We start from the raw sequence: 23611 nt of genomic DNA on the forward strand, positions 1-23611 counted from the left end.
GATTTTTCCAGTTGAGCACAACTTTTGAACAGATCGACTCACATTCATATACTTATAGAAGAGGTGAGAGAAAATGATTTCAGACGGATTGTTATATATATACGCCCCGATGTGTGGAACATGCGCTGTGGCCGAGCGGATGCTCGCGGTCGTCGAAGCGGTCGACCCGACACTCGCGATCGACAAGCAGGACGCCAACTTTATCCCGCAAGAGTTAGAAGCGTATCAAGTGATGAGCGTACCGGCGCTGTTAAAGCTTAAAGACGGCCAAGTCGAAGACCGATTATATGCGTTTCAAAACGTGCAGCACGTCCTATCTTTCGTTAAATGAGATAGGATGATTAGAATAATCAGAAAATTTTAAATAATCAGTTGACACAGAAAGTTCACGAATGGTATATTCATTACAACATCTTACTTGAACACAATATAGGACGAGATTTTCCAGCCATCAAGACGTTTTAGAACAGCCGGTGCATCACTTTACGCGACTTTTAGGTGGACCTTCCCTTAGATTGTCCCCCAAAAAAATCAAGCGCAGGGACACCGACCGCGTAACCGCACGGTACGTTCTAAGGCCGAGTGATGGATGGCTTGAATCCCCCATATAAGGATGAACACTCTGATCGGGCAAAAGAGTTTCATCTATGGGTTGTCCTTCCGTGACTCAAGGTGCTACGTTCTGTGTCATCCTCGGATGGCACCTTTTTTTGATTTTTCGCACAAAATAGTTTGACATGAAAATAATGTGTCGCTATTATAAAGCTAATCGAATAAACAACACTCTTATCAAGAGAGGCTGAGGGACTGGCCCTATGACGCCCAGCAACCGCGGAGCAATCCGAAATGGTGCTAATTCCAGCAAGGTGAGAACCTTGGAAGATGAGAGCAATCGTTGTCCGTACCGATAAAGTACGCACGTTTGCTCAAACGTGTGTACTTTTTTTGTTGTCAGGAGGGAAAGGTATTGATTCAATTACGTAACGTGGCCAAATGGTTCGACACGAAGAACGGTCGGGTCCAGGCGGTCGATGATGTGTCGCTCACAATCGAGAGCGGCGAAATTTTTGGAATAATCGGATATTCAGGGGCGGGGAAGTCGACGCTCATCCGTCTGCTCAACCGACTCGAGGCACCGTCAAGCGGTGAAATCGTCGTCGCCGGGAGCGAGCTGACGAAGCTCACTCCGAAAGAACTGCGCGGGGTGCGCAAAAACGTCTCGATGGTGTTCCAACACTTCAACTTGTTATGGTCGCGCACGGTCGCTGAGAACATCAGCTTCCCGCTCGAACTGATCGGGGTACCGGCCAGTGAACGTAAACGCCGCGTCCAAGAGCTCGTCGATCTCGTCGGTCTCGCCGGACGTGAAGACAGCTATCCGTCACAACTATCGGGCGGTCAAAAACAGCGAGTCGGGATTGCCCGCGCGCTCGCTACAAATCCAGACGTGCTCCTCTGCGATGAAGCGACGAGCGCACTCGACCCGAAGACGACCGATTCGATCCTCGAACTGCTCGTCAGCATCAATAAGAAACTCGGACTGACGATCGTCCTCATCACCCATGAGATGCACGTCATCCAAAAAATCTGTCATCGCGTCGCCGTCATGGAGGCAGGGAAGGTCGTCGAGACCGGCCAAGTCGCGGACGTGTTCCAACATCCGGAACAGCCGATCACGAAAGAGTTCGTCAAACAGATCGGTGCCGTCGACGACATGTCGCTCACGTTCGAGCATTTGAAAGCACGTTATCCGAGCGGCCAAATCGTCAAGCTCAAATTCTTGAACGAGACGGCCGAACAGCCGATTTTATCGGAAGTGTTGAAACAGCACGACATCGGCTTCAACATCATCGGCGGTAACGTGACGCAGTCGCAAGTCGGTGCGCTCGGGACGCTATTCATCCAATTGATCGGAGAGCCGGCTGAAGTCGAGCGGGCGATCGCCTCAATCCGGTCGCAGGCAGTGGAAGTGGAGGTAGAAAACGATGTTTCCTAATGTAGACTGGCAAGTCATGTTCGAACAGACGTGGGAGACGCTCTATATGACGCTCGTCGCGGGAGCCGCGACATTCGTCATCGGTCTCGCCCTCGGCATGCTCTTATATGTCACGAACGAACCGCTTATGACGAAGAATCGTCCGATTTACACGATCATCAGCGCGGTCGTCAACGTGTTCCGCTCGATCCCGTTCATCATTTTGATCATCTTGCTCATCCCGTTCACACTCCTCATCGTCGGGACGATGCTCGGCTCGACGGCGGCGCTCCCGGCGCTCATCATCGGGGCGGCCCCGTTCTATGCGCGCATGGTCGAGCTCGCGCTTCGTGAAGTCGACCGCGGCGTCATCGAGGCGGCCGAGTCGATGGGCGCGACGAAATGGCAGATCGTCTATAAAGTGTTGTTCCCAGAAGCACTCCCGGCCATCGTGTCAGGCATCACGGTGACGATTGTCGCCATCGTCGGTTACACGGCCATGGCCGGAGTCGTCGGGGGCGGTGGCCTCGGGAACTTGGCGTTCCTCGAAGGGTTCCAGCGTTCACAAAGCGACGTCACGTTCGTCGCGACCGTATTGATCTTAGTCATCGTCTTCGTCGTTCAGTTCATCGGCGATCGACTCGTCTCAAAAATCGACAAGCGTTCCGCTTGATCAAATAGAAAATTTGGAGGGTATCATAATGAAATCATGGAAAACAGTACTCGGATTGACAGCAGCATCAGCACTCACAATTCTCGCGGCATGTGGCGGCGGGGACTCAGAATCAGGCTCGGGCGACGATAAGACGCTCATCATCGGCGCGTCGAACGTACCACACGCCGAGATTTTAGAGCACGTCCAAGACGAATATGAAGAAAAAGGCTACACGCTCGAAATCAAGAAGTTCCAAGACTACGTGCTCCCGAACAAGACGCTCGCAGCTGGTGAACTCGACGCGAACTACTTCCAACACGAGCCGTACCTCGAGTCACAAATGGCTGAGAACAAAGACTATAAATTCGCTTCAGCCGGCGGCGTCCACATCGAGCCGATCGGTGTCTACTCACAAGACTACAAATCACTCGATGAGCTTCCGGACGGCGCTGAAATCATCATGAGCTCGTCGGTCGCTGACCACGGACGAATCTTGACGATGCTTCAAACAGAAGGCTTGCTCACGCTCGCTGACGGCAAGACGACAGACGCGACAGTCGCTGACATCGTCGACAACCCGAAAAACTTGAAGTTCAAGACGGACGTCGAAGCGGCACTTCTCCCGCAAGCGTTCAACAACGGTGAAGGCGATGCCGTCCTCATCAACACGAACTACGCGATTGATGCCGGCCTCAACCCGCTCGAAGACGCAATTGCTCTTGAAGGCGAAGACTCACCGTACGTCAACTTGATCGTCACGCGTGAAGGCGACGAGGACGATGAGCGCGTCAAGGCACTCCTTGAAGTATTGACATCAGAAGAGACACAACAGTGGATCTTGGATGAGTACAAAGGTGCGGTCGTACCGGTTAAATAATGATTGATTTTAGGCTTGGGACATCCCGGGCCTTTTTTGTTTGCAGTGGTTTTGCTTCAATAATAAAAGTAAACTATTTATATGTAGAAAAAGGGGGGATCCGGGTGAGCATACGACAGATTCATCCGCTGACGCTAGGCGTCTTGTTCGGTACATTTTTTGCACGGCTGTCGACGTTTTTTGTCATGCCGTTTTTTGCGATTTATCTCGCGACGCTCGGTTTCTCGGCGAGCGTGATCGGGACGGTGTTCGCGACGTCGGCATTATCCGGTCTATTTATGAGCTTTTTCGGGGGGACGCTGTCTGACCGCTACGGGCGCAAGCAGCTGATGTTGATCGGTATCGGCTTGAACGCTTTGACGTTCACCGGCTTCGCGCTCGCGACCGAGTTGATTTGGTTTTACATATTTTCGGTATTGATGGGCGTTTCACGTTCATTCCTTGAACCGGCGTCTCGGGCCTTGATCAGCGACACGACGCAACCTGACCAGCGTGTCATCGTCTATAACGTGCGCTACTTCATGATCAACATCGCTGCGGCGATCGGACCGCTCCTTGCGGTCGTCTTATCACTTACGGGAGCGAAGAGCGCGTTCTTCGTCGTGACCGCCGTCTATGTCCTTTACGGCCTCGTCATCTCGACGTTGTTCCGGAAATATCCGTTTGAAGAAGGGGACGGCGTCAAAGTCCGGCCGCGCCTGACGGAGACGTTCCGTGTGTTAAAAGAAGACAAGACGTTCCGCTTCGTCATCATCGGCATGATCTTCGCCATCATCGGCTACAGTCAATTCAATTCGACGTTGCCGCAGTTCATCGCGTTTCACGACGGATTCAGTGACGGGTCGCGCCTGTTCGCTTATCTGTTGACGGTCAACGCGATCACCGTGCTCATCGTGCAGTATCCGATCATGCGGTTCGGCATTCGCGTCTCGCCGATCAAGTCGCTGTTCTTTGGGATCGCGACGCTCTCGATTGGGCTGTTATTGATCGGCTTCGCTGCCGAGGTGTGGGTATTGTTCGTCGCGATGGTCATCTTCACGGTCGGGGAAGTGCTCATGTTCACGATGACGGACGTGTTGACGGACGAGTTGGCACCGGAACATTTGCGTGGCACGTATTTCGGGGCGATGGGGTTGACGGCACTCGGTCAATCGATCGGGCCGGTCATCGGCGGACTGCTGCTCGACGGCTTCGACAACGCGTCGCTCCCTGTATTTGGGAGCCTAGCCGTTCTGACCGCGTGTGGCGCCTTTTTCTTCACCGGCGCGCTACGGGAAAAACAAGCGAATTCGGCTCAAGTCGAGGAAAATGTTGGATAATATCTTGATTTCCCGATGTTCTCATTCTCAACATTTATGTTCTATTGAGAATGAAATATAAGGTGAGTCGCTTGAAATAAAAAATTGCCTAGATTAAGATTAGAATATATCTAATCTACGCCACAAATGGCGAGAAAACGGAAGGGGTATCCGAATGTCTAACGTACCACACATGAAAATTGATGACCTCCGCGTCTCAATCGAAGGAAAAGAGATCGTCAAAGGTCTTAATCTTGAAATTAAAGGTGGCGAAATTCACGCCATCATGGGTCCTAACGGGACTGGTAAATCAACACTCGCATCTGCCCTCATGGGTCATCCATTGTACGAAGTGACAGGAGGAAGCGTCGACTTGAACGGAGAAGACGTCCTCGAGATGGAAGTGAACGAACGCGCGCAAGCAGGCATGTTCCTCGCGATGCAATATCCGGCTGAAATCAGCGGTGTCACGAACGCCGACTTCTTGCGTTCAGCGATCAACTCGCGCCGTGAAGAAGGCGAAGAGATCTCACTTATGAAATTCATCCGCGAACTCGATTCGAAGATGGGCGTTCTTGAGATCCCTTCAGAAATGGCACACCGCTATTTGAACGAAGGCTTCTCGGGCGGAGAGAAAAAACGTAACGAGATCCTTCAAATGATGATGATCAAACCGAACATCGCGATTCTTGACGAGATCGATTCAGGTCTTGATATCGATGCGCTCAAAGTCGTCGCCAAAGGCGTCAACGAAATGCGCACTGAAGAGTTCGGTTGCTTGATCATCACGCACTATCAGCGTCTCCTCAACTATATCGAGCCAGACTTCGTCCACATCATGATCGACGGGAAAATCGTCATGTCGGGTGGCAAAGAGCTCGCACAACGACTCGAAGCAGAAGGTTACGACTGGGTGAAGCAAGATCTTGGGATGACAGTAGACACAGAAGCGTAAGGGGGCTGTACGATGACCGTACAATTTGAATTAGATGCACAAGCAGTAGCGGCACGTGCAGAGGCGCTCGGTGGACCAGCATGGATGGTCAACCGACGTAAAGAAGCAGCAGAACTTGCGCCGACTCTCGCCTTGCCTAAAGTTGAAAAGATCAAGATTGATAAATGGGATTTCACAAGCGGAGACGTCGAACTCGCGAAGCTTGACGGGTTGACGCCTGAAATCGAAGCATTGCTCGGAGACCACCGGACAAACGTGCTCGTTGAACGCAACGGTCATGTCGTCTATAACGAACTTACGATGCCGGAAGGCGTCTTGTTCATGGGAATCCAACAAGCGATGGAACAACATCCGGACCTCGTCGAGAAATACTTCATGACAGAAGGCGTTCGTGTTGACGAAGATCGCTTGTCGGCCTTGAACGCAGCGCTCACGAACGGTGGGGCTTTCTTGTACGTCCCGAAAAACATGCAATTGAAAGACCCGCTCCAAGCCATCTTCACGATGGAACAAGCGAATGGTTCGTTGTACCATCACACGATCGTCGTCGCCGACGAAGGCAGTGAAGTGACGTATGTCGAAAGTTTCTTGTCGAACACGAATGAGCCGCACACGGTCAACGCCGTGACGGAAGTGTTCGTCGGAGCGAACGCGAAAGTCGTATTCGGTGGGGTCGACCAGCTCGCTGAGTCAGCACTCACGTTCATGAACCGCCGCGGTGTCGTCTACGAGAACGCTCATCTTGATTGGGCACTCGGACATATGAACGACGGCAACTCGCTCGTCGAGACGAAGACGCATCTCGTCGGAGACAACACGTACTCGAACACGAAAGCGGTCACGATCGGTCGTGGCGCACAGAAACAAAACTTCAACATCCGGACCGACCACTTTGGGAAGTCGTCGGAAGGATTCATCTTGATCCACGGTGTTCAAAAAGACTCGGCAACGGCGATCTTCAGCGGGACATCGATGATTCATCACGGTGCCTCGAAGTCGAACGGTGTCCAAACGGAACGCGTCCTCATGTTGTCTGAAAAAGCACGGGGCGACGCCAACCCGATCCTCCTCATCGATGAGGATGACGTTATGGCCGGCCATGCCGCTTCAGTCGGACGCGTCGACGACATTCAGTTGTACTACTTGATGAGCCGCGGTCTGTCGCGTAAAGAAGCTGAACGTTTAATCATTCACGGATTCTTGAACCCGGTCGTCGAGCAACTCGCGATCGAGTCGGTCAAAGACCGTCTCCGTGAAGTCATCGAAGGGAAAGTGCGTTAAGATGATTGATGCCTCGATTCGTAAACAGTTCCCGATTTTAGATCAGGAAATCAACGGCCATCCGCTCGTCTATCTCGACAGTGCGGCGAGCTCCCAAAAACCGCTTGCTGTCATCGAGGCGATCGAGGATTACTATCGCCGTATCCATTCGAACGTGCACCGTGGCGTCCATACGCTCGGCACGCACGCGACGGATGCGTATGAAGGGGCACGGGAGCGTGTCCGTTCATTCATCAACGCCTCAGTACCGGAAGAGATCATCTTCACGCGGGGGACGACGACGGCGATTAACCTTGTCGCTTCAAGTTACGGGGACGCCAACGTCAGCGCGGGAGATGAGATCGTTCTCACACCGATGGAGCACCACGCGAACTTGATTCCGTGGCAACAGCTCGCCAAGCGCACAGGTGCGAAACTCCGTTACGTCGAAATGACGCCAGACGGCCGGATCACGCTCGACGCGGTAAGGGAAGTGTTGTCGGACCGGACGAAGATCGTCGCCATGAGCCACGTCTCGAACGTGCTCGGCACGATCAACCCGATCGCGGAAGTGGCGAAACTCGCCCACGAAAAAGGCGCGGTCATGGTCGTCGATGCGGCGCAGAGCGTACCGCACCGGAAGCTTGACGTCCAAGCGCTCGATTGTGACTTCCTTGCCTTCTCCGGCCATAAGATGCTCGGTCCGACCGGGATCGGTGTCTTGTACGGGAAGAAACAGCTGCTTAAAAACATGGAGCCGGTCGAGTTCGGCGGCGAGATGATCGATTACGTCGACTTGTATGAGTCGACGTGGAAAGACATCCCGTACCGCTTTGAAGCGGGAACACCGATCATCGCCGGTGCCGTCGGTTTGGCTGCCGCCATCGACTTTTTAGAAGACCTTGGTCTCGAGAATGTCGAGGCACACGAACGGGCGCTCGTGACGTACGCCATCGAACAGATGCGTACGATCGAAGGGATCGAAATCTTCGGTCCTGAGGAGCGCGTTGGGCTCGTCACGTTCAACTTGAACGACGTCCACGCCCACGACCTTGCGACCGTCTTAGATATGCAAGGGGTCGCGGTACGGGCCGGTCATCACTGTGCCCAGCCGCTCATGCGCCTCCTGAAGCAATCATCGACTGCCCGAGCGAGCTTCTACTTGTATAACACACGAGATGAAGTCGATCGCTTCATCGAAGGGTTACGTCAAACGAAGGAGTATTTCAATTATGAGTTTTAACAACCTCGACATGTTGTACCGACAAGTCATCATGGATCATTATAAAAACCCAAGAAACCGTGGCGTCATCGAAGATGGCGTGACGATCGATTTGAACAACCCGACGTGCGGGGATTCACTCCGACTCCAACTTCAAGTCGAAGACGGAATCGTGAAAGATGCCAAGTTCGAAGGGGAAGGCTGTTCAATCAGTCTCGCCTCGGCATCGATGATGACCCAAATCGTAAAAGGCAAGTCTGTAGACGAAGCGCTCCAACTGGCCAACATCTTTTCACAGATGGTCCAAGGGAAAGACTACGATACAGACACGTTCGACCTAGGCGACATCGAAGCGTTGTCTGGTGTCTCAAAGTTTCCGGCTCGCATCAAGTGCGCCACGCTCGCGTGGAAAGCACTTGAAAAGGGAGTCGACGAGGAAGCGTAAGTAGAAGGAGGAGACCGATATGGCGAAAAATATGCCAGACGTTGGCGATTATAAATATGGCTTCCATGATCGAGACATCTCGATTTTCCGTTCAGGCCGCGGCTTGACGAAAGAAATCGTTGAAACGATCTCGAACATGAAAGAAGAACCGGCATGGATGCTCGAGTTCCGTTTAAAATCACTCGAACAGTTCCGGAAGATGCCGATGCCGACATGGGGCGGCGATCTCACGTCACTTGATTTTGATGAGATCACGTACTACGTCAAACCGTCTGAGAAGACGGAGCACTCGTGGGACGAGGTTCCTGAAGAAATCAAACGGACGTTTGATAAGCTGGGAATCCCCGAAGCGGAACAAAAATACTTGGCAGGTGTCTCGGCTCAGTACGAGTCAGAGGTCGTCTACCATAGTATGCAAGAAGACTTCGAAGAAAGAGGTGTCATCTTCAAAGATACGGACACTGCTTTGAAAGAAAACGAAGACTTGTTCCGTGAGTATTTCGGGAAATTGATCCCGCCGACGGACAACAAGTTCTCGGCACTCAACTCGGCCGTCTGGTCAGGTGGCTCGTTCATCTATGTGCCAAAAGGCGTGAAACTCGAGCAACCGCTCCAAGCCTACTTCCGGATCAACTCGGAAAACATGGGTCAATTCGAGCGGACGCTCATCATCGTCGACGAGGGCGCTTCGGTCCATTACGTCGAAGGATGTACGGCACCGGTCTACACGACGAACTCGCTTCACTCTGCTGTCGTCGAGATCTTCGTCAACAAAGACGCATATTGCCGCTATACGACGATCCAAAACTGGGCGAATAACGTCTATAACTTGGTCACGAAGCGTGCCGTCTGTGAAGCCGGCGCGTCGATGGAGTGGATCGATGGCAACATCGGATCGAAACTCACGATGAAGTACCCAGCCGTCATCTTAAAAGGTGAAGGCTCACGTGGAATGACGCTCTCGATCGCACTCGGCGGTAAAGGGCAGCACCAAGACGCTGGGGCGAAGATGATTCACCTCGCGCCGAACACGTCGTCGTCGATCGTCTCGAAGTCGATCTCGAAACAAGGCGGAAAAGTCTCGTATCGCGGAATCGTCCACTTCGGCCGTAAGGCGAAAGGTGCCCGTTCGAACATCGAATGTGACACGCTCATCATGGACAACGAGTCGACGTCGGACACGATCCCGTACAACGAGATCTTGAACGACCAAGTCTCGCTCGAGCACGAAGCGAAAGTCTCGAAAGTGTCAGAAGAGCAACTCTTCTACCTCATGAGCCGTGGGATCTCGGAAGAAGAAGCGACCGAGATGATCGTCATGGGCTTCATCGAGCCGTTCACGAAAGAATTGCCAATGGAATACGCCGTCGAAATGAACCGTCTCATCAAGTTTGAGATGGAAGGATCGATCGGATAATCCTGAATATGTAGATAAAGACGGTTGACATGAAATCATGTCAACCGTCTTTTTTGGATTGAACCCCTCTCGTTTCATAGGAGCTATTTCGACCTGAACTAGGGAATAAAGTAGTGAAACATATACTCGACCCGAGAGGAGAAGCGAACATGATGTTTTTGGTAACAGGCTATTTCAATGCTGAAAAAATGAATGAAAAGACGGACCATGAAATAGACCGAATCATGGCTACTTGTGAACCATACTTACATCAGTTTTATGCAAGTGAGCAGGTTGTATTAGATATTGGGCTTGAAGCGAGTATGAAAGAAGTCAAGCGTCATGCTGATCAGATCAAGATAACGGATGGACCAGTCTTGGGGTCAAAGGAAGTAGTAGGAAGTACTTTTTTGATTGAAGCGGCGGACATAGAGGACGCGGTCAGAATCGCTTCCATCCATCCGACGACCCAAGTGCCCGAAGCGGAATCGTTAGGCTGGAGGATTGAAATTCGGCCGGTTCACTATTATTGGGAAAGAGAGTGAACGGTCTCGTCAAGTTTGAGATGTAACAATTGATTTAATAGTCCACTACCTTGACCAGCGAGCTTAGTTTCGCTGGTTTTTTGTATAATGAAATGAGGAGGCGATGACGTGACAAATCGATTTTCACTAGAGAGCAGAGAACTTGAGACATTCATGGGTCAGATGGTCGTGATTTGTCCACGTTGTGGGGGACGAGCGGACGTTATGGAGAAGGCTAATGAGGTACGCTTGAGCTGTTTTCAGTGCGGTTATCTACAAATGAAGCAGAGCGGTACGAAATACATCGGCGGAGCTTTCGATGTACATTTCAGATTGCCGCTCTATCTGCAAACTGGTTGTTGTGGTCATGTCCTATGGGCTTATAATCAGGAGCACCTCGCGTATATGAGACAGTACGTGGAAGCGAGTGTTCGGACAAGCGACGGCGCGAACCGCAGTATTGAGAGTCGCTTGCCCAAGTGGATGAAGCAAAAGCACAACCGTGAAGATGTGTTGCGGGCAATCAAGCGCTTAGAACTCGCATGTGAGAAAGGATGAACAGCGATGGACCGACAAAAAGAGTTACAAGAAATAGAAGAGCGGCAATTGACATCGGTGATGAACAAGACAAAGTGGGGGGAACTGAGGAGAGCGGTAGCAAATACATTCCTATTTGAACCTCCTTATCAAACCAAATATGTATTAGAGGACACACCTGATCCTGAGTTTTTATCGAAGACGGCTTATGAATCAGGTGATTGGGATGATGGATTTCCTTATCCTACCTCTTCAATCGAATGGATTCGATTGCGACCAAAGGTGTTGGTCTATAAGGGAGCTATCGTCGAACCAGACGTATGTGATATGATCGATGAACTTATATCTATTTTAACGAAAGAACGAATCCCGTTCATACAGGACAATGAAATGATTCAAATTTTTGGCTATGTTCGAGATACGGGAATATTTGAACCGAAACTTGATGCATAGCGTAATTCTGTATTTATTTCGTATATACTGATTGTTTAGTTATTGTCGTGAAACAGCTAAGAGTCGGGTATGCTAAAAGAGAGACTGTTTTTAGGGAGGAATGATTGAATGGAAACAATTGATCCAAAAGACATTACCCGCATCGCTGTCGTCGGTGCCGGCTGGGTCGGCATCAGTTTTGCTTACCAATTATCGATGGCGGCACTTTGTGAAGAGCTCGTCTTGATCGACTCGAACCACGCGAAAGCGGAAGGGGAGGCGATGGACTTGAACCACGGCATCTCGTTCGCACCGAGCCCGGTCCGGATTTGGGCAGGGGATTACACGGATTGCCGTGACGCCGACATCGTCATCATCACGGCAGGCGCCGCCCAAAAGCTCGGGCAGACACAGATGGACCTCGCGGGGCAAAACGCTATCGTCGTCCGTGACGTGACAGAACAAATCATGGCGAGCGGCTTTGACGGGATCATCGTCGTTGCGACGAACCCGGTCAACGTGATGGCCCACGTCGCCTGGAAAGCGTCGGGCTTGCCGAAACACCGCGTCATCGGCTCAGGGACGGTGCTCGATACGGCACGTCTGCGTTTTAAGCTCGGCGAGTACTTCGACTTGTCGTCGCGCAACTGTCACGTCTATTATATGGGCGAACATGGTGCCGGTGGTTTCGTCGCCTGGGACAACGCCCGGATTTACGGGAAATCCATGAAGCAACTGCTCGCAGACAATGAATCATATCACCAAGAGGATTTAGACGCGATCTATCAAGAAGTGCGCGATGCCGCGAACCAAATCATCGGCTATAAGAGTGCGGCCTATTACGCGATCGGCCTCGGCTTGCTGCGCATCGTCCGGGCCATCGTCCGGAACGAGAACACGGTCGTGACGATCGGCGCCCACCTCGACGGGGAATACGGCGCCTCCGACCTCCATATCGGGGTACCTGCCTTGATCGACCGGAGCGGTATCAGTCAAATCATCGAGATCGACTTGACGGCTGAAGAGCAACAACAGTTCGACGCCTCGGTCGGACGGATTCGCCAAGCGATTGATAAGATCGAGACAAGTTCATAACAAAAACCCGGCTGCCAATGCAGCCGGGTTCGTTATTACGACGCCTTTTTCTCGGCGACGTCTTTCTTGTAATATTTTTCAGACGAGAAGAATTCAGTCGTCAGTCGTTTTACTTCACCGCTTAGCATCAGCACGGCGATCATGTTCGGGATGAGGATCATCGCGAGCATGAAGTCAAGGAAGTTCCAAATCATCTGGGCGCCACCGATCGAACCGATGACGATCGAGGCGATATAGACGACTTTCATCACTTTGCCGGCCGTTAAACCGAACAAGTACTCGGCTTGGCGTGAGCCATAAAAGATGATGACGATGATCGTCGACAAGACGAAGAAGATGAGTGAGATCGTCACGAGCAAGCTACCCGTATACCCGAAGTATTCACGGAAAGCGATTGTTGTGAGGGCGGCTGGGTCGCTCATCGCGCCTTCACGCGTCCAAACGCCAGACGACAAGACGACGAACGCGGTCGTGCTACAGATGATGAGCGTGTCGATGACGATCCCGATAACGGCCCAGAAACCTTGGCGGACCGGGTGGTCGGTCTGGGCGGCCGCGTGCGCGATCGGTGCCGTCCCGAGACCGGCCTCGTTCGAGTAGAGTCCGCGGGCGAAGCCCCAACGGATCGTCTCGGCGATGGCGGCTCCGGCAAATCCGCCGAGCGCGGCCATCGGTTGGAACGCGTACGAGAAGATAAGACCGAGAACGTCAGGGATTTGCGAGAAGTTCATCAAGACGATGATGAACCCGGCCCCGACGTACACGAGTGCCATCGCCGGGACGATGATCTCCGTCACTTTAGCGATCCGTTTCATGCCTCCGAAGACGACGAGCGCGACGAGGCCGGCGACGATGAAGCCGGTGACGAGCGTATCGCCGTTGAACGTCTCACGGACGGCCGAGCTGACGGCGTTGCCTTGGACCATGATGCTCGGGATGAGCTCGATCATGAGGGCGAACGCGAACCATGAGGCGAGCCATTTCCACTTCAGCCCTTTTGCCATGTAGTAGACTGGACCGCCGACAAATTCCCCGGCTTCATTTTTCTCGCGGTAACGCACGGCGAGGACACTTTCTGAGAACTTGATGGCCATCCCGACGACGGCGATGACCCACATCCAGAAGATGGCGCCCGGTCCCCCGAACATGATCGCGGCCGGGACACCGATGATGTTGGCGGCACCGATCGTCGACGATAACGCCGACGTCAACGCCTGGCGAGGACTGATGTCGCCTTCGCCTTTCGGTTTTTTAAAGACGCTTCCTAACGTTTGTTGAACTATGTAGAGCGGGTATCGGAATTGGAAGAATCCTAATTTGATGGTCAAGTAAAGACCTGATAACACGAGCAGGGAGATGATTGGGACTCCCCATAGCCAATTCGAAAACGACGTCACGATATTCACAATTTGTTCCACATCACCACTCCTAATCCAGTTATTTTATTTATATAGTGTTACCTAAGCAGCGTCTCGCTAAACCTGTTATTTCATATGAAGGAGGAGAATACGCATGAAACTGGCTAAACAATTGATCGTCTCAGGACGCGTCCAAGGGGTCGGCTTTCGCTATTTTTGTCAAGCGACCGCAATCGAATCGAATCTAAAGGGATGGGTCCGAAATTTGAGCGATGGTACGGTCGAGCTCCATGTCGAAGGGGACGAGGCCGACTATGCATCGTTCAAACGAGCGCTCTATGACGGCAATCGGTTCGTCGGCGTCGAACAGATCGAAGAAACGGATATCGCGGAAGCATCATACCGTAAATTCGATATCCGCTATTGACTATTTTTTTGAAAAGATGACATGAATTCGGTTGACAAGTAGGCTCCTGCTGTAAAAAGAGGGAGCTTTTTTTATATGGAAATCTACTTCTCAGAAAAATAAACATCTTTTTTAAAGATAGGGTGGTCAAAAAAAGGATAGTGTGTATAATGGAATAGACCAAGCGCTTTATTGTCAGAAAATTTAGTCATTTAGTCGGAATTTGTTCAATACGGAAGGTACTACAATGTATGTGGAGGTAGTTGTATGAAAAAATCAACATTATTCCCGTTAGCGTTTACGATTTTCGCATTATTCTTCGGAGCCGGGAACTTGCTGTTCCCACCGATGCTAGGAGCGTTGGCAGGTGAGAACCTGTTCCCAGCCCTAGTCGGATTCGTCATTACCGGCGTCGGACTTCCTTTACTCGCCTTGTTCGCAGTCGCGCGGGTCGGTGGAGGGTCTGATCAAATCGCAAGGTACATTCCGAAGCGTCTTGCTCTTCTTTTGACGGGATTAATGTACGTGGCAATCGGACCGTTCTTCGGGATTCCTCGGACGGCAGCGGTCACGTATGAGATGGGAGTCGTGCCGTTCCTCGGTGCGCCGTCAACGTTCACACTCGCCATCAGTTCAACTGTCTTTTTCGGCTTGACGTTCCTTTTGACGCTCCGCGCTCAAAAATTGATCGAGATCATCGGACGGATCATCACACCGATCCTCCTCGTCTTGCTCGCTGGTATCGGGATCACAAACCTTGTGGCTCCGCTCGGCTCACCGGCCGCGCCAGCAGCAGGGTATGAGACGTGGCTCGGGGCACTCGGTGAAGGCTTTAAACAAGGTTACTTGACGATGGACGTATTCGGGGCACTCGTCTTTGGTGCAATCGTTCTCGTCACGCTTAAAGCGAACGGGATGTCGGATCAAAAAGAAGCGTCATCGCTTCTCCGGACATCGGGATTGCTTGCCGTCACGTGTTTGATGCTCGTCTACATCTCGCTCGCATCGATCGGAGCGAACATGACGGGTGTCACGGGAACTACTGACGGAGCAAGCCTCCTTCAAACGTTTGCCGGTACATCGTTCGGTCAAGTCGGCATGCTCGCACTCGGGGCAGCGGTCTTCCTTGCTTGTTTGACGACAGCGGTCGGACTCATCACCGAGTTCTCACGGTTCATGAGTAACACGTTCGAGTCGCTCAAGTACTACCAAGTCGTCATCGGGACAACGTTATTCGGTTACTTGATCTCACTCGTCGGTCTCGGTACGTTGATTGAAATCGCGATACCGTTGCTCACGCTCTTGTATCCGGTCATGATCGCACTCGTGCTCGTTTCGGTCACGGAACGGATTCAACGTAACCCGCACGTCGCGATGAAGGCGACCGTTTACACGGCGCTCGTGTTCTCGTTGTTCGAGACGGCACAAGGCTTGGCTCCAACAGCCGTGACTGCATGGATCACGAACTTACCGATGGCTGAGATCGGGCTCGCCTGGGCAGTTCCTACGTTGATCGTTTATGTCGTCACACTGTTCTTACCGAAACAGCGGTCGAGCGGGTCACTCGCTGAGTCACGCATCTCATAATCACAACGACACCCATCCTCTGGTCCAGGATGGGTGTTTTGCTGTCTTATCGTTTGCTCATTCCATTCATCAACAAGTAAAATGAATAGATGAAAAGGAAGTGACGTGCGTTGACGACAAAACAAAAGAAACAATTGGCGATTCTCATGCTGAACATGTTCATCGCCGTAGCAGGATTCGGGATTATCATTCCAATCATTCCCGACTATTTAAAAATGATTGGCGAAGGCGGTACCGCCGCCGGACTGATGATTTCGGTCTTTGCCGGGGCGCAGTTGCTCATGTCACCGATCGCGGGGAAATGGGCGGACGTCTACGGTCGCCGACTGATGATCATTTCAGGGCTCATCGGGTTCACCATCTCGATGGCAGTCTTTTACTTATCCGACAATTTGACGGTCTTACTGATCTCGCGCGCCATCGGCGGAGTCGGGGCCGCATTGCTCATTCCAGCCATCTTTGCTTACGTGGCCGACATTACGACGCTCAAACAACGGGCGAAAGGAAATAGCTATATTTCCGCGGCAATGTCGCTCGGGATCGTCATCGGACCAGGGATCGGGGGCTTCGTGGCCGAGTTCGGGCTTAAGGCACCGCTGCTTTTGTCGGCGATCGTCTCATTGGTCGCCGTCATCTCATCGATCATTCTATTGAAAGAACCGGATCGGGAAGCTTACGTCCGGACGAACGAGACCGAATCGCTGCCACGGCAACTCTTGTCGTCGACTCGAAAGCCGTACTTCTTCGTGCTCGTCATCAACTTGGTCATGGCGTTTGGGCTCATGGCATACGAGTCGGTGCTTGGACTGTTCGTCAGTGAGACGTTCAGTGCGACGCCGCAAGAAATTGCCGTCATGATCACAGGTACGGGAATCGTCAGTGTCATCGTTCAGCTGTTTGCCGTCGACCGACTCGTCTCGCTCTTCGGTGAGATCAAAGTCGTGCTCATCTTTATTATGCTCGCGGCACTCGGCTTCTTGTTCTCGCTGTTCGCGGGATCGTATGCGATCTTCTTCGCGATCACGCTCATCATCTTCTTGTCGACCTCGATTCTTCGTCCGGTGTTGAATACGCTCGTGTCGAAAATGGCGGATAAAGAACAAGGCTTCGCGATGGGGATGAACAACGCCTATATGAGTATCGGCAATATCGTCGGGCCGACGCTTGCCGGGATCGCCTTCGATATCGACATGCGCTATCCGTTCATCATGGGACTTGCCTTGTTGCTCGTGACGTTTAGCGGGACACTCAATTGGTCAAAGCGAAACGCGGAGACATCGTTCGAACAATAATGTGAGGAGGAAACACGATGATTTATGTCGGTGTGACCGGTTGGGGAGACCACGACCTGCTCTATACGACGCCGGAAGAGCGGAAGCACAAACTGTCGACATACGCCGGCCACTTTCCGACGGTGGAGGTCGACTCGTCGTTCTATGCGATCCAACCTGTGAAAAACTATGAGAAATGGAATCGTGAGACGCCGGACGGCTTTCAGTTCGTCGTCAAAGTTTCCAGGGAAATGAGCGGGCACGACCGTGAACCGAAGCTGCCGCTCGCCGAACTGTTCGAGCGCTACCGGACATCGGTCGAGCCACTCAAACAGGCGGGGAAACTGCGGGCCGTTCTCGTCCAACTCCCGCCGTGGTTCGACGTCTCGAAGCCTCATCTCGACTATTTGCGGACGATTCGAGCGGAACTGATCGACTATGACATCGCCGTCGAGTTTCGGAACCCGACGTGGTTCTCGGAAGCATTTCGCGACCGGACGCTCGCGTTCTTGACCGAGCAACGCTTCATCAACACGGTGTGCGACGAACCGCAGACGAAAGAGAGCAGCATCCCGTTCGTCCCGGTCGTCACGAACCCGGAAGTCGCAGTCGTCCGTCTGCACGGCCGCAATACGGCCGGGTGGCTCCGCAAACCCGGGATGACGAGCCAAGAGTGGCGTCACGTCCGCTGCTTGTATCGATACAGTGAGGATGAACTGCAAGAACTTGCAACGGCGTGCCGAGCGCTCGAACGAGATGCCAAGTCGGTCTACGTCTATTTCAACAACAACTCAGCCGGGGATGCGGCACCGAACGCGAAACGTTTGATTGAGATTCTCGGTGCCGAGTATGAGCTCGCCCCGAGCCAAATCAGCCTGTTTTAGGAAGAGGGGATGGCCGTGCGTACGATTAAAATCTTTCATTACAATGACTTGCATTCAAAATTTCATAACTGGCCTCAACTTGTCTCCTTTTTGAACGAACGCCGACACGAGGACACGCTCGTCTTCGACCTCGGCGATCATGCCGATCGAACACACCCGGCGACGGAAGTGACGAAAGGGCAAGTGAACGTCCGCTTGCTCAATCGGCTCAATCCGACGGCCGTGACGATCGGCAACAACGAAGGCATCACGTTCCCGCACGACTGGCTCGATTCGCTCTATGAGGATGCGACGTTCCCTGTCTTGCTCGCGAACGTCTATCACGCGGACGGGACGCGACCGGACTGGGCGACGGAGACGCTCGTCCTCGAGCGGTCCGGTGTGCGTGTCGGTCTGTTCGGCGTGACCGCACCGTATGAAGAGCTGTATCCTGAACTCGGTTGGCAAATTGAGTCACCGCTGACGGCGACTGCTCGGGCACTCGAGGAACTCAAAGGATGTGACGTCATCATCGCGCTCAGTCACCTCGGTTTCTACGCCGACGAGCGACTCGCTGAAGCGTTCCCAGCCATCGATGTCATCCTTGGGGCGCATACGCACCACGTGTTAGACGACGGCGTCATGAAAAACGGGGTATTGATCGCCCAGGCCGGGAAGTACGGGCAATACGTCGGAGAAGTCGAGTTATCGCTTCGGGACGGCCAAGTCGTAGAGAAGAAGGCGTGTCTCCATGACTTGACAGATCACGTTCAGGACGACGACACGCTACGGGCGTTGCGGTTCGAGTATGAACAAGCTGAGAGTTTGCTTGACGTGACGATTGCCGCCACGCCAGGCTATGTGAGCGATTGGTTCGGACCATCTCCGATTGCGGAATTATTAGCGGACGGATTAATGGACTGGTGTGATGCCGAAGTAAGCATCCTTCCATCAGGCATCCTGCTTGAAGGGTTGGCACCCGGACAAGTCACGCTCAATATGCTCCATCGCATCTGTCCGCACCCGATCAATCCATGCCTGTTGACACTCGACGGTGCAACGTTGCTTCGGTTCTTGAGCGATGTTCATGATGAGCCGTTCACGACGATGCACGTGCGTGGGCTCGGCTTTCGCGGAACGGTGCTCGGACAACCGATCATCCACGGTCTTGAAGTGAAACAAGGCCGCTACTTGCTTCGCGGCAACGAGATCGGTCTTGAACAGACGTATCGTGTCGCCACGGTCGACATGTTCACGTTCGGTCCGCTCCTGCCGTATTTGGCGGACCAGCCGAAGCGTTACTACATGCCGGAACTTCTGCGTGACGTGCTGCGTGAAACAATCATGGCGCGTCATGATGTGATCCGAAAACGATAGGGGAACTATTGATTGGCGTGATATGATAGGAAAGTGGAGGTGTGAAAATGATTAGAGTGAATCACCATGGATATACCGTCATCGAAGAGAAACGCGACGGGTTTGACGAAGAGGCATTCATCGCTCGTTATAGTGATGTGCTCGATAAATATGATTACATCGTCGGCGATTGGGGACATGGTCAACTTCGTCTCAAAGGATTTTATGAAGTGAAGTCGAAGTTTGCCACGTACGATAATCGAATCGATCACGTGATGGACTATGTGTATGAGTATTGTAACTTTGGTTGTCCGTTCTTCGTCCTGAAGAAAGAGACAGAGATTGATGAAAGTGAAGACGGTCCTGTGTTCGGCGGAACGAAACAACCGCTCAAACTAAAACGAAAATTCAATAAAGCGGAAGAAGCTGAAACTTCGACCGGTTCATGACGCGCTGATGACATCGGCGCTTTTTTTGTTACATATATTTCCTGAATGTTTCGTTTAGGTGAAAAGACGGTGTGACAGGTTTAGGGATAAGAAAATTGTGATAATTTATATATAAGATAACTTTTTCTGTTCGGGTTTTGGAAGTGAGGTGAAAGGATGCAACACGTACAAACGACGACCGTCAGCGATCGCGATGACGTCCATAACCGAATCCATAACTTAGGATTGGGCTTACTGGCGATGCTGTTCTTCGGGTTAGGTAGTATCATGACATTCTATTTCACAGCCGCGGTCCTTTTGTTTGAGTTGGTCCATGTCTTGCTCGTTCGCCGGTTCGAGTATCGGAATGCATTTCTAAAAAGCCGGTTATTTAAAGCGATCTCACTGACTGTTGTCGCTACAGGTGTGCTCTTATTTATTCTATCGATGTCACAGTTTTTTATGGGCAATATCTTATATTAACAGGGAAAAGGAGAAACCTTTCCCTGTTTTCGTGTTTTTTGAAACCTTCTGCCGGCCAATGACGTACACTAAGGAAAGAACACAAACAAAGGATGGATACTATGACAGCACAATGGAAACAACACGCACAAAAAATGTTGACAGGTAATCGCTGGCTGCTCGCTGGGATTTTGATTTTGTTCGTTGTATTGAACGGGATTCCCCAAACGTTCGCACCGACGATTGACGCAGAGTCAATGGAGCCATTGACGTCGACCGAGATGACGTTATCATTCTTATCGTTCCTTCTGACGTTGTTGATCGCACCGCTCACGATCGGATGGTCATGGCTCGTCCTCTCCGTGTCACGCGGCGACAAGCCGGCCGTCTCGAAATTATTTGAACCGTTCCAAACCGGCTATGTGAAACACGTGCTCGCTCCGTTTTTCGTAGGGTTGTTCATCTTCTTATGGGCATTGTTACTCGTGATCCCAGGAATCGTCAAAGCGTTCTCGTACTCGCTAACGAACTATATTTTACGTGATCAGCCGGAACTGTCGGCTCTCGAGGCGATCACCGAGTCACGCCGGATGATGGACGGTCACAAGATGGACGCGTTCAAGCTCGTTCTCTCCTTCATCGGTTGGTTCTTCGTCGGTGTGTTCACGCTCGGAATCGGCTTCTTGTACGTGCATCCGTACTTCACGACGACGTACGCTGCGTTCTATGACTCGCTTCGAGGAGCAGATCAGCCACGCACGAACCACGTCGGTACGCCTGATATGGAACAAGGATTCTAAAAAAAACCTCCGCTCAAATTTTGAGCGGAGGTTTTGTCATGCTTCGACTTGTTGTTTGTTCAGGTACGGCTTCAACGACAACGTGTGTTCAGCGACGACTTTGCGGATCGTCTTCGTCTTCGAACGCATGACGAGCGACGTCGTCTCGACGATATCGTCCGTCAAGAACTTGACGCCGTCGAGCAGTTCACCCGTCGTGACACCGGTCGCGGCAAAGATGCAATCGTCACTCTTGACGAGATCGTCGATCGTGAGGAGTTGGAGTGGGTCCTCGATGCCCATCGAGATGACGCGGGCCGTCTCTTCTTCGTTCATCGGATGAAGGCGGGCTTGCATATCGCCGCCGAGCGCCTTGACGGCTGCTGCCGTGATGACGCCTTCTGGTGCGCCGCCTGTCGAGATGAAGATGTCGATCGGGTTCGATTTGATGGCTGCGGCGATTCCGGCCGAGACATCGCCGTCATCGAACAGTTTGACGCGTGCGCCCATACGCATCGCCGCTTGACGGAGATGTTCGTGGCGGTCACGGTCTTGCATGATGACGGTCACTTCTTCGATCCGTTTGCCGTTATAGAGCGCGGCTTTCTCGATGATCGACTCGAGCGGTTCGTCGAGCGAGACTTTCCCTTTCAGGTTCGGTCCGACAACAAGTTTATCCATATACATATCAGGTGCGTGGAGGAGAGCGCCTTTATCGGCGACTGCGATGACGACCATGGCGTCGCTGAGTCCTTTGGCGACAATCGATGTCCCTTCGAGCGGATCGACCGCGATATCGACTTCCGGCCCAAACGTCGTACCGAGGCGTTCGCCGATGTAAAGCATCGGAGCCTCATCTAATTCGCCTTCGCCAATCACGACAGTCGCATCCATATTGACCGTGCCGAGCACTTCGCGCATCGCTGACGTCGCCGCGTCATCGGCCTCGTTCTTTTGGCCGCGACCAATCCATTTTGATGATGCCAGTGCCGCTGCCTCGGTTGCTCGTACGATCTCTAACGCTAATTCTCGTTCCATAGTGTTGAACCCTCCACGTGATTTCTATTTAATGTGACATACTAATTAAAGTGTTAATCCGTGGATTAGTGTATCACAATCGGATAAATGATGTAAATAGGGGAGGTTCTTTTCTCGAGTCGGAAAAAAGATTATGATAAGGGGCAGGGGGGATGACGATGTATTTTGTAAATAGAGAAAAAATCAATGAGACACTGGCCCATATGGAAACGATGTTGCATCGGATCGATCAGCTTGAAGGGGACGCGTTCACACTTGAACTTGCGAAAGAGCGTTTGGCCGTGCATTTGATGGAAGGCGTCATCGATGTCGGCAACTCGATGATCGACGGCTTCATTATGCGCGATCCGGGGAGTTATGAAGATATCGTCGACATTTTATTGGACGAGCGCGTGCTCGACGCCCAGACGGCTCAAGCGGCGAAAGAGCTCGTCATGATGCGTGCCTATTACGTCCGGGAGTTCGTCACGTCGGATTCGGCTCGCTTTGATGCCTGGACGGAGCGTCAAAAGGAGACGTTCGCAGCATTTCCCGAGCAAGTCCGCCGCTATTTAGAAGTGGAACTTGGACCAGTATCAGCATTTCTACCGGAAAGCGAGTGATTAGATGAATTTAATTAAAGGATACTTATTTGATTTAGACGGAACGATCTATGCGGGCACCGAGCCGATCAAAGCAGCGGTCGACTTCGTGAACCGGCTCGAGGCGACGGGCTTCCCATACTTGTTCGTCACGAACAACGCTTCGATGACGCCGAAACAAGTCGCGGACAAACTCGTGTCGATGGGTGTCCACGTGACACCCGAGCACGTCTTGACGAGTGCGATGGCAACGGCCCGTTATATCGAGAAGATGACACCAGGGGCGACCGTTTATATGATTGGGGAAGACGGTCTCCGGATCGCGCTTGAAGAGCGTGGCTTCCATGTGACAGACGAACCGAAAGCCGACTACGTCGTCATCGGGCTCGATCGCCACATCACGTATGAGAAATTGGCGAAAGGTGCGCTCGCGATTCGGTCCGGCGCCCGTTTCATCTCGACGAACGGGGATATCGCCATCCCGACCGAGCGCGGCTTTTTACCGGGCAACGGGGCGCTCACGTCCGTGCTCACAGTGACGACGGAGAAAGACCCGTTCTTCATCGGCAAACCGGAGCCGGTCATGATCGACATCGCCCTCGAGATGATCGGTCTGACGAAAGACGAGGTCGTCATGGTCGGGGACAACTACCATACGGACATCTTGTTCGGGATCAACGGAGGGCTGCGGACGCTGCATGTCAATTCAGGCGTTCACGGGCCTGCGTTCATTCAAGAACAAGAAAAGCTCCCGACCTATATGGTCGAGAGCTTGGACGAATGGACACATGCATGAAAAAAAAGGGATGAC

At 52.3% G+C, this 23611-nt stretch carries 26 protein-coding genes and 1 riboswitch; of the genes, 24 read left to right on the forward strand and 2 right to left on the reverse strand.

Annotated features, from left to right (window positions below; all coding sequences use genetic code 11):
* The first annotated feature begins 73 nt into the window (after nt 1–73).
* The 14 genes from EVJ30_RS05070 to EVJ30_RS05130 all read left to right on the forward strand — a co-directional run bounded on the left by EVJ30_RS05070 (nt 74) and on the right by EVJ30_RS05130 (nt 12671).
* A complete protein-coding gene (locus EVJ30_RS05070; RefSeq protein ID WP_131468271.1) occupies nt 74–331 on the forward strand; it encodes a thioredoxin family protein in 258 nt (85 codons plus the stop codon).
* Between the two features lie 452 nt (nt 332–783).
* Nucleotides 784–889, forward strand: a riboswitch (SAM riboswitch).
* A 78-nt stretch (nt 890–967) separates the two neighbouring features.
* Complete coding sequence (locus EVJ30_RS05075) at nt 968–1996, forward strand: methionine ABC transporter ATP-binding protein (protein WP_131468273.1); 1029 nt, start codon at nt 968–970, stop codon at nt 1994–1996.
* Nucleotides 1986–2648 (forward strand): methionine ABC transporter permease, encoded by a 663-nt coding sequence (locus EVJ30_RS05080; protein WP_131468275.1) that lies wholly within the window; start codon nt 1986–1988, stop codon nt 2646–2648. Before EVJ30_RS05075 ends, EVJ30_RS05080 begins: the two co-directional genes overlap by 11 nt.
* Before the next feature lie 28 nt (nt 2649–2676).
* Nucleotides 2677–3507 carry a MetQ/NlpA family ABC transporter substrate-binding protein gene (locus tag EVJ30_RS05085; protein ID WP_131468277.1) on the forward strand — a complete coding sequence of 277 codons (831 nt, stop codon included), beginning with the start codon at nt 2677–2679 and terminating at the stop codon, nt 3505–3507.
* A gap of 104 nt (nt 3508–3611) precedes the next feature.
* The gene (locus EVJ30_RS05090) at nt 3612–4826 is read left to right on the forward strand and encodes an MDR family MFS transporter (RefSeq protein WP_131468279.1); all 1215 of its coding nucleotides are present in this window, start codon (nt 3612–3614) and stop codon (nt 4824–4826) included.
* 172 nt (nt 4827–4998) lie between these two features.
* Nucleotides 4999–5760 (forward strand): Fe-S cluster assembly ATPase SufC, encoded by a 762-nt coding sequence (sufC, locus tag EVJ30_RS05095; protein WP_131443294.1) that lies wholly within the window; start codon nt 4999–5001, stop codon nt 5758–5760.
* A gap of 12 nt (nt 5761–5772) precedes the next feature.
* Nucleotides 5773–7041 (forward strand): Fe-S cluster assembly protein SufD, encoded by a 1269-nt coding sequence (sufD, locus tag EVJ30_RS05100; RefSeq protein WP_131468281.1) that lies wholly within the window; start codon nt 5773–5775, stop codon nt 7039–7041.
* A gap of 1 nt (nt 7042) precedes the next feature.
* On the forward strand, nt 7043–8263 hold the full coding sequence (locus EVJ30_RS05105; RefSeq protein WP_070328744.1) for a cysteine desulfurase: 1221 nt from the start codon (nt 7043–7045) through the stop codon (nt 8261–8263).
* Entirely contained in the window at nt 8253–8687 is a 435-nt protein-coding gene (gene sufU, locus EVJ30_RS05110; RefSeq protein WP_070328745.1) for a Fe-S cluster assembly sulfur transfer protein SufU, read from the forward strand. The genes EVJ30_RS05105 and sufU overlap by 11 nt, the downstream gene beginning before the upstream one ends.
* Before the next feature lie 19 nt (nt 8688–8706).
* Nucleotides 8707–10104: a Fe-S cluster assembly protein SufB gene (sufB, locus tag EVJ30_RS05115; protein ID WP_070328746.1), complete on the forward strand. Its 1398-nt coding sequence runs from the start codon at nt 8707–8709 to the stop codon at nt 10102–10104.
* A gap of 149 nt (nt 10105–10253) precedes the next feature.
* Nucleotides 10254–10628 (forward strand): YciI family protein, encoded by a 375-nt coding sequence (locus EVJ30_RS05120; protein ID WP_131455909.1) that lies wholly within the window; start codon nt 10254–10256, stop codon nt 10626–10628.
* A 384-nt stretch (nt 10629–11012) separates the two neighbouring features.
* A complete protein-coding gene (locus EVJ30_RS15125; protein ID WP_161566946.1) occupies nt 11013–11165 on the forward strand; it encodes a hypothetical protein in 153 nt (50 codons plus the stop codon).
* 6 nt (nt 11166–11171) lie between these two features.
* A complete protein-coding gene (locus tag EVJ30_RS05125) occupies nt 11172–11597 on the forward strand; it encodes a DUF6678 family protein (RefSeq protein ID WP_131468283.1) in 426 nt (141 codons plus the stop codon).
* Between the two features lie 108 nt (nt 11598–11705).
* A complete protein-coding gene (locus tag EVJ30_RS05130) occupies nt 11706–12671 on the forward strand; it encodes an L-lactate dehydrogenase (protein WP_131468286.1) in 966 nt (321 codons plus the stop codon).
* 35 nt (nt 12672–12706) lie between these two features.
* Here EVJ30_RS05130 and EVJ30_RS05135 read toward each other — a convergent pair whose 3' ends face one another.
* Nucleotides 12707–14089, reverse strand: a complete 1383-nt coding sequence (locus tag EVJ30_RS05135) for an alanine/glycine:cation symporter family protein (RefSeq protein WP_070328748.1) — start codon at nt 14087–14089, stop codon at nt 12707–12709.
* A 94-nt stretch (nt 14090–14183) separates the two neighbouring features.
* Here EVJ30_RS05135 and EVJ30_RS05140 point away from each other — a divergent pair, with 94 nt between their 5' ends.
* The 8 genes from EVJ30_RS05140 (at nt 14184) to EVJ30_RS05175 (ending at nt 21202) form a co-directional block, all read left to right on the forward strand.
* Entirely contained in the window at nt 14184–14456 is a 273-nt protein-coding gene (locus EVJ30_RS05140; protein ID WP_070328749.1) for an acylphosphatase, read from the forward strand.
* A gap of 246 nt (nt 14457–14702) precedes the next feature.
* On the forward strand, nt 14703–16022 hold the full coding sequence (gene brnQ, locus EVJ30_RS05145; RefSeq protein ID WP_131455919.1) for a branched-chain amino acid transport system II carrier protein: 1320 nt from the start codon (nt 14703–14705) through the stop codon (nt 16020–16022).
* 110 nt (nt 16023–16132) lie between these two features.
* Nucleotides 16133–17314, forward strand: coding sequence for an MFS transporter (locus EVJ30_RS05150; RefSeq protein ID WP_131455921.1), 1182 nt, complete (start codon nt 16133–16135; stop codon nt 17312–17314).
* A 17-nt stretch (nt 17315–17331) separates the two neighbouring features.
* A complete protein-coding gene (locus EVJ30_RS05155; RefSeq protein WP_131455923.1) occupies nt 17332–18177 on the forward strand; it encodes a DUF72 domain-containing protein in 846 nt (281 codons plus the stop codon).
* 9 nt (nt 18178–18186) lie between these two features.
* Nucleotides 18187–19533, forward strand: a complete 1347-nt coding sequence (locus EVJ30_RS05160) for a bifunctional metallophosphatase/5'-nucleotidase (RefSeq protein WP_131468288.1) — start codon at nt 18187–18189, stop codon at nt 19531–19533.
* A gap of 47 nt (nt 19534–19580) precedes the next feature.
* Nucleotides 19581–19961: a YutD family protein gene (locus EVJ30_RS05165; RefSeq protein ID WP_035386184.1), complete on the forward strand. Its 381-nt coding sequence runs from the start codon at nt 19581–19583 to the stop codon at nt 19959–19961.
* A gap of 156 nt (nt 19962–20117) precedes the next feature.
* Complete coding sequence (locus EVJ30_RS05170) at nt 20118–20423, forward strand: hypothetical protein (RefSeq protein ID WP_131455927.1); 306 nt, start codon at nt 20118–20120, stop codon at nt 20421–20423.
* A gap of 101 nt (nt 20424–20524) precedes the next feature.
* Nucleotides 20525–21202 carry a DUF975 family protein gene (locus EVJ30_RS05175; RefSeq protein ID WP_131468290.1) on the forward strand — a complete coding sequence of 226 codons (678 nt, stop codon included), beginning with the start codon at nt 20525–20527 and terminating at the stop codon, nt 21200–21202.
* A 36-nt stretch (nt 21203–21238) separates the two neighbouring features.
* On the opposite strand, the gene glpX is transcribed toward EVJ30_RS05175, so the two are convergent.
* Nucleotides 21239–22219 (reverse strand): class II fructose-bisphosphatase, encoded by a 981-nt coding sequence (gene glpX / locus EVJ30_RS05180; RefSeq protein ID WP_131455931.1) that lies wholly within the window; start codon nt 22217–22219, stop codon nt 21239–21241.
* A 158-nt stretch (nt 22220–22377) separates the two neighbouring features.
* Between glpX and EVJ30_RS05185 the strand changes: the two genes are divergently transcribed.
* Nucleotides 22378–22821 (forward strand): DUF86 domain-containing protein, encoded by a 444-nt coding sequence (locus EVJ30_RS05185; RefSeq protein WP_070328796.1) that lies wholly within the window; start codon nt 22378–22380, stop codon nt 22819–22821.
* Between the two features lie 4 nt (nt 22822–22825).
* Complete coding sequence (locus EVJ30_RS05190; RefSeq protein ID WP_070328756.1) at nt 22826–23596, forward strand: TIGR01457 family HAD-type hydrolase; 771 nt, start codon at nt 22826–22828, stop codon at nt 23594–23596.
* Nucleotides 23597–23611: the final 15 nt, after the last annotated feature.

This window comes from Exiguobacterium sp. SH5S13, assembly GCF_004337085.1.
Taxonomy (GTDB): domain Bacteria; phylum Bacillota; class Bacilli; order Exiguobacteriales; family Exiguobacteriaceae; genus Exiguobacterium; species Exiguobacterium aurantiacum_A.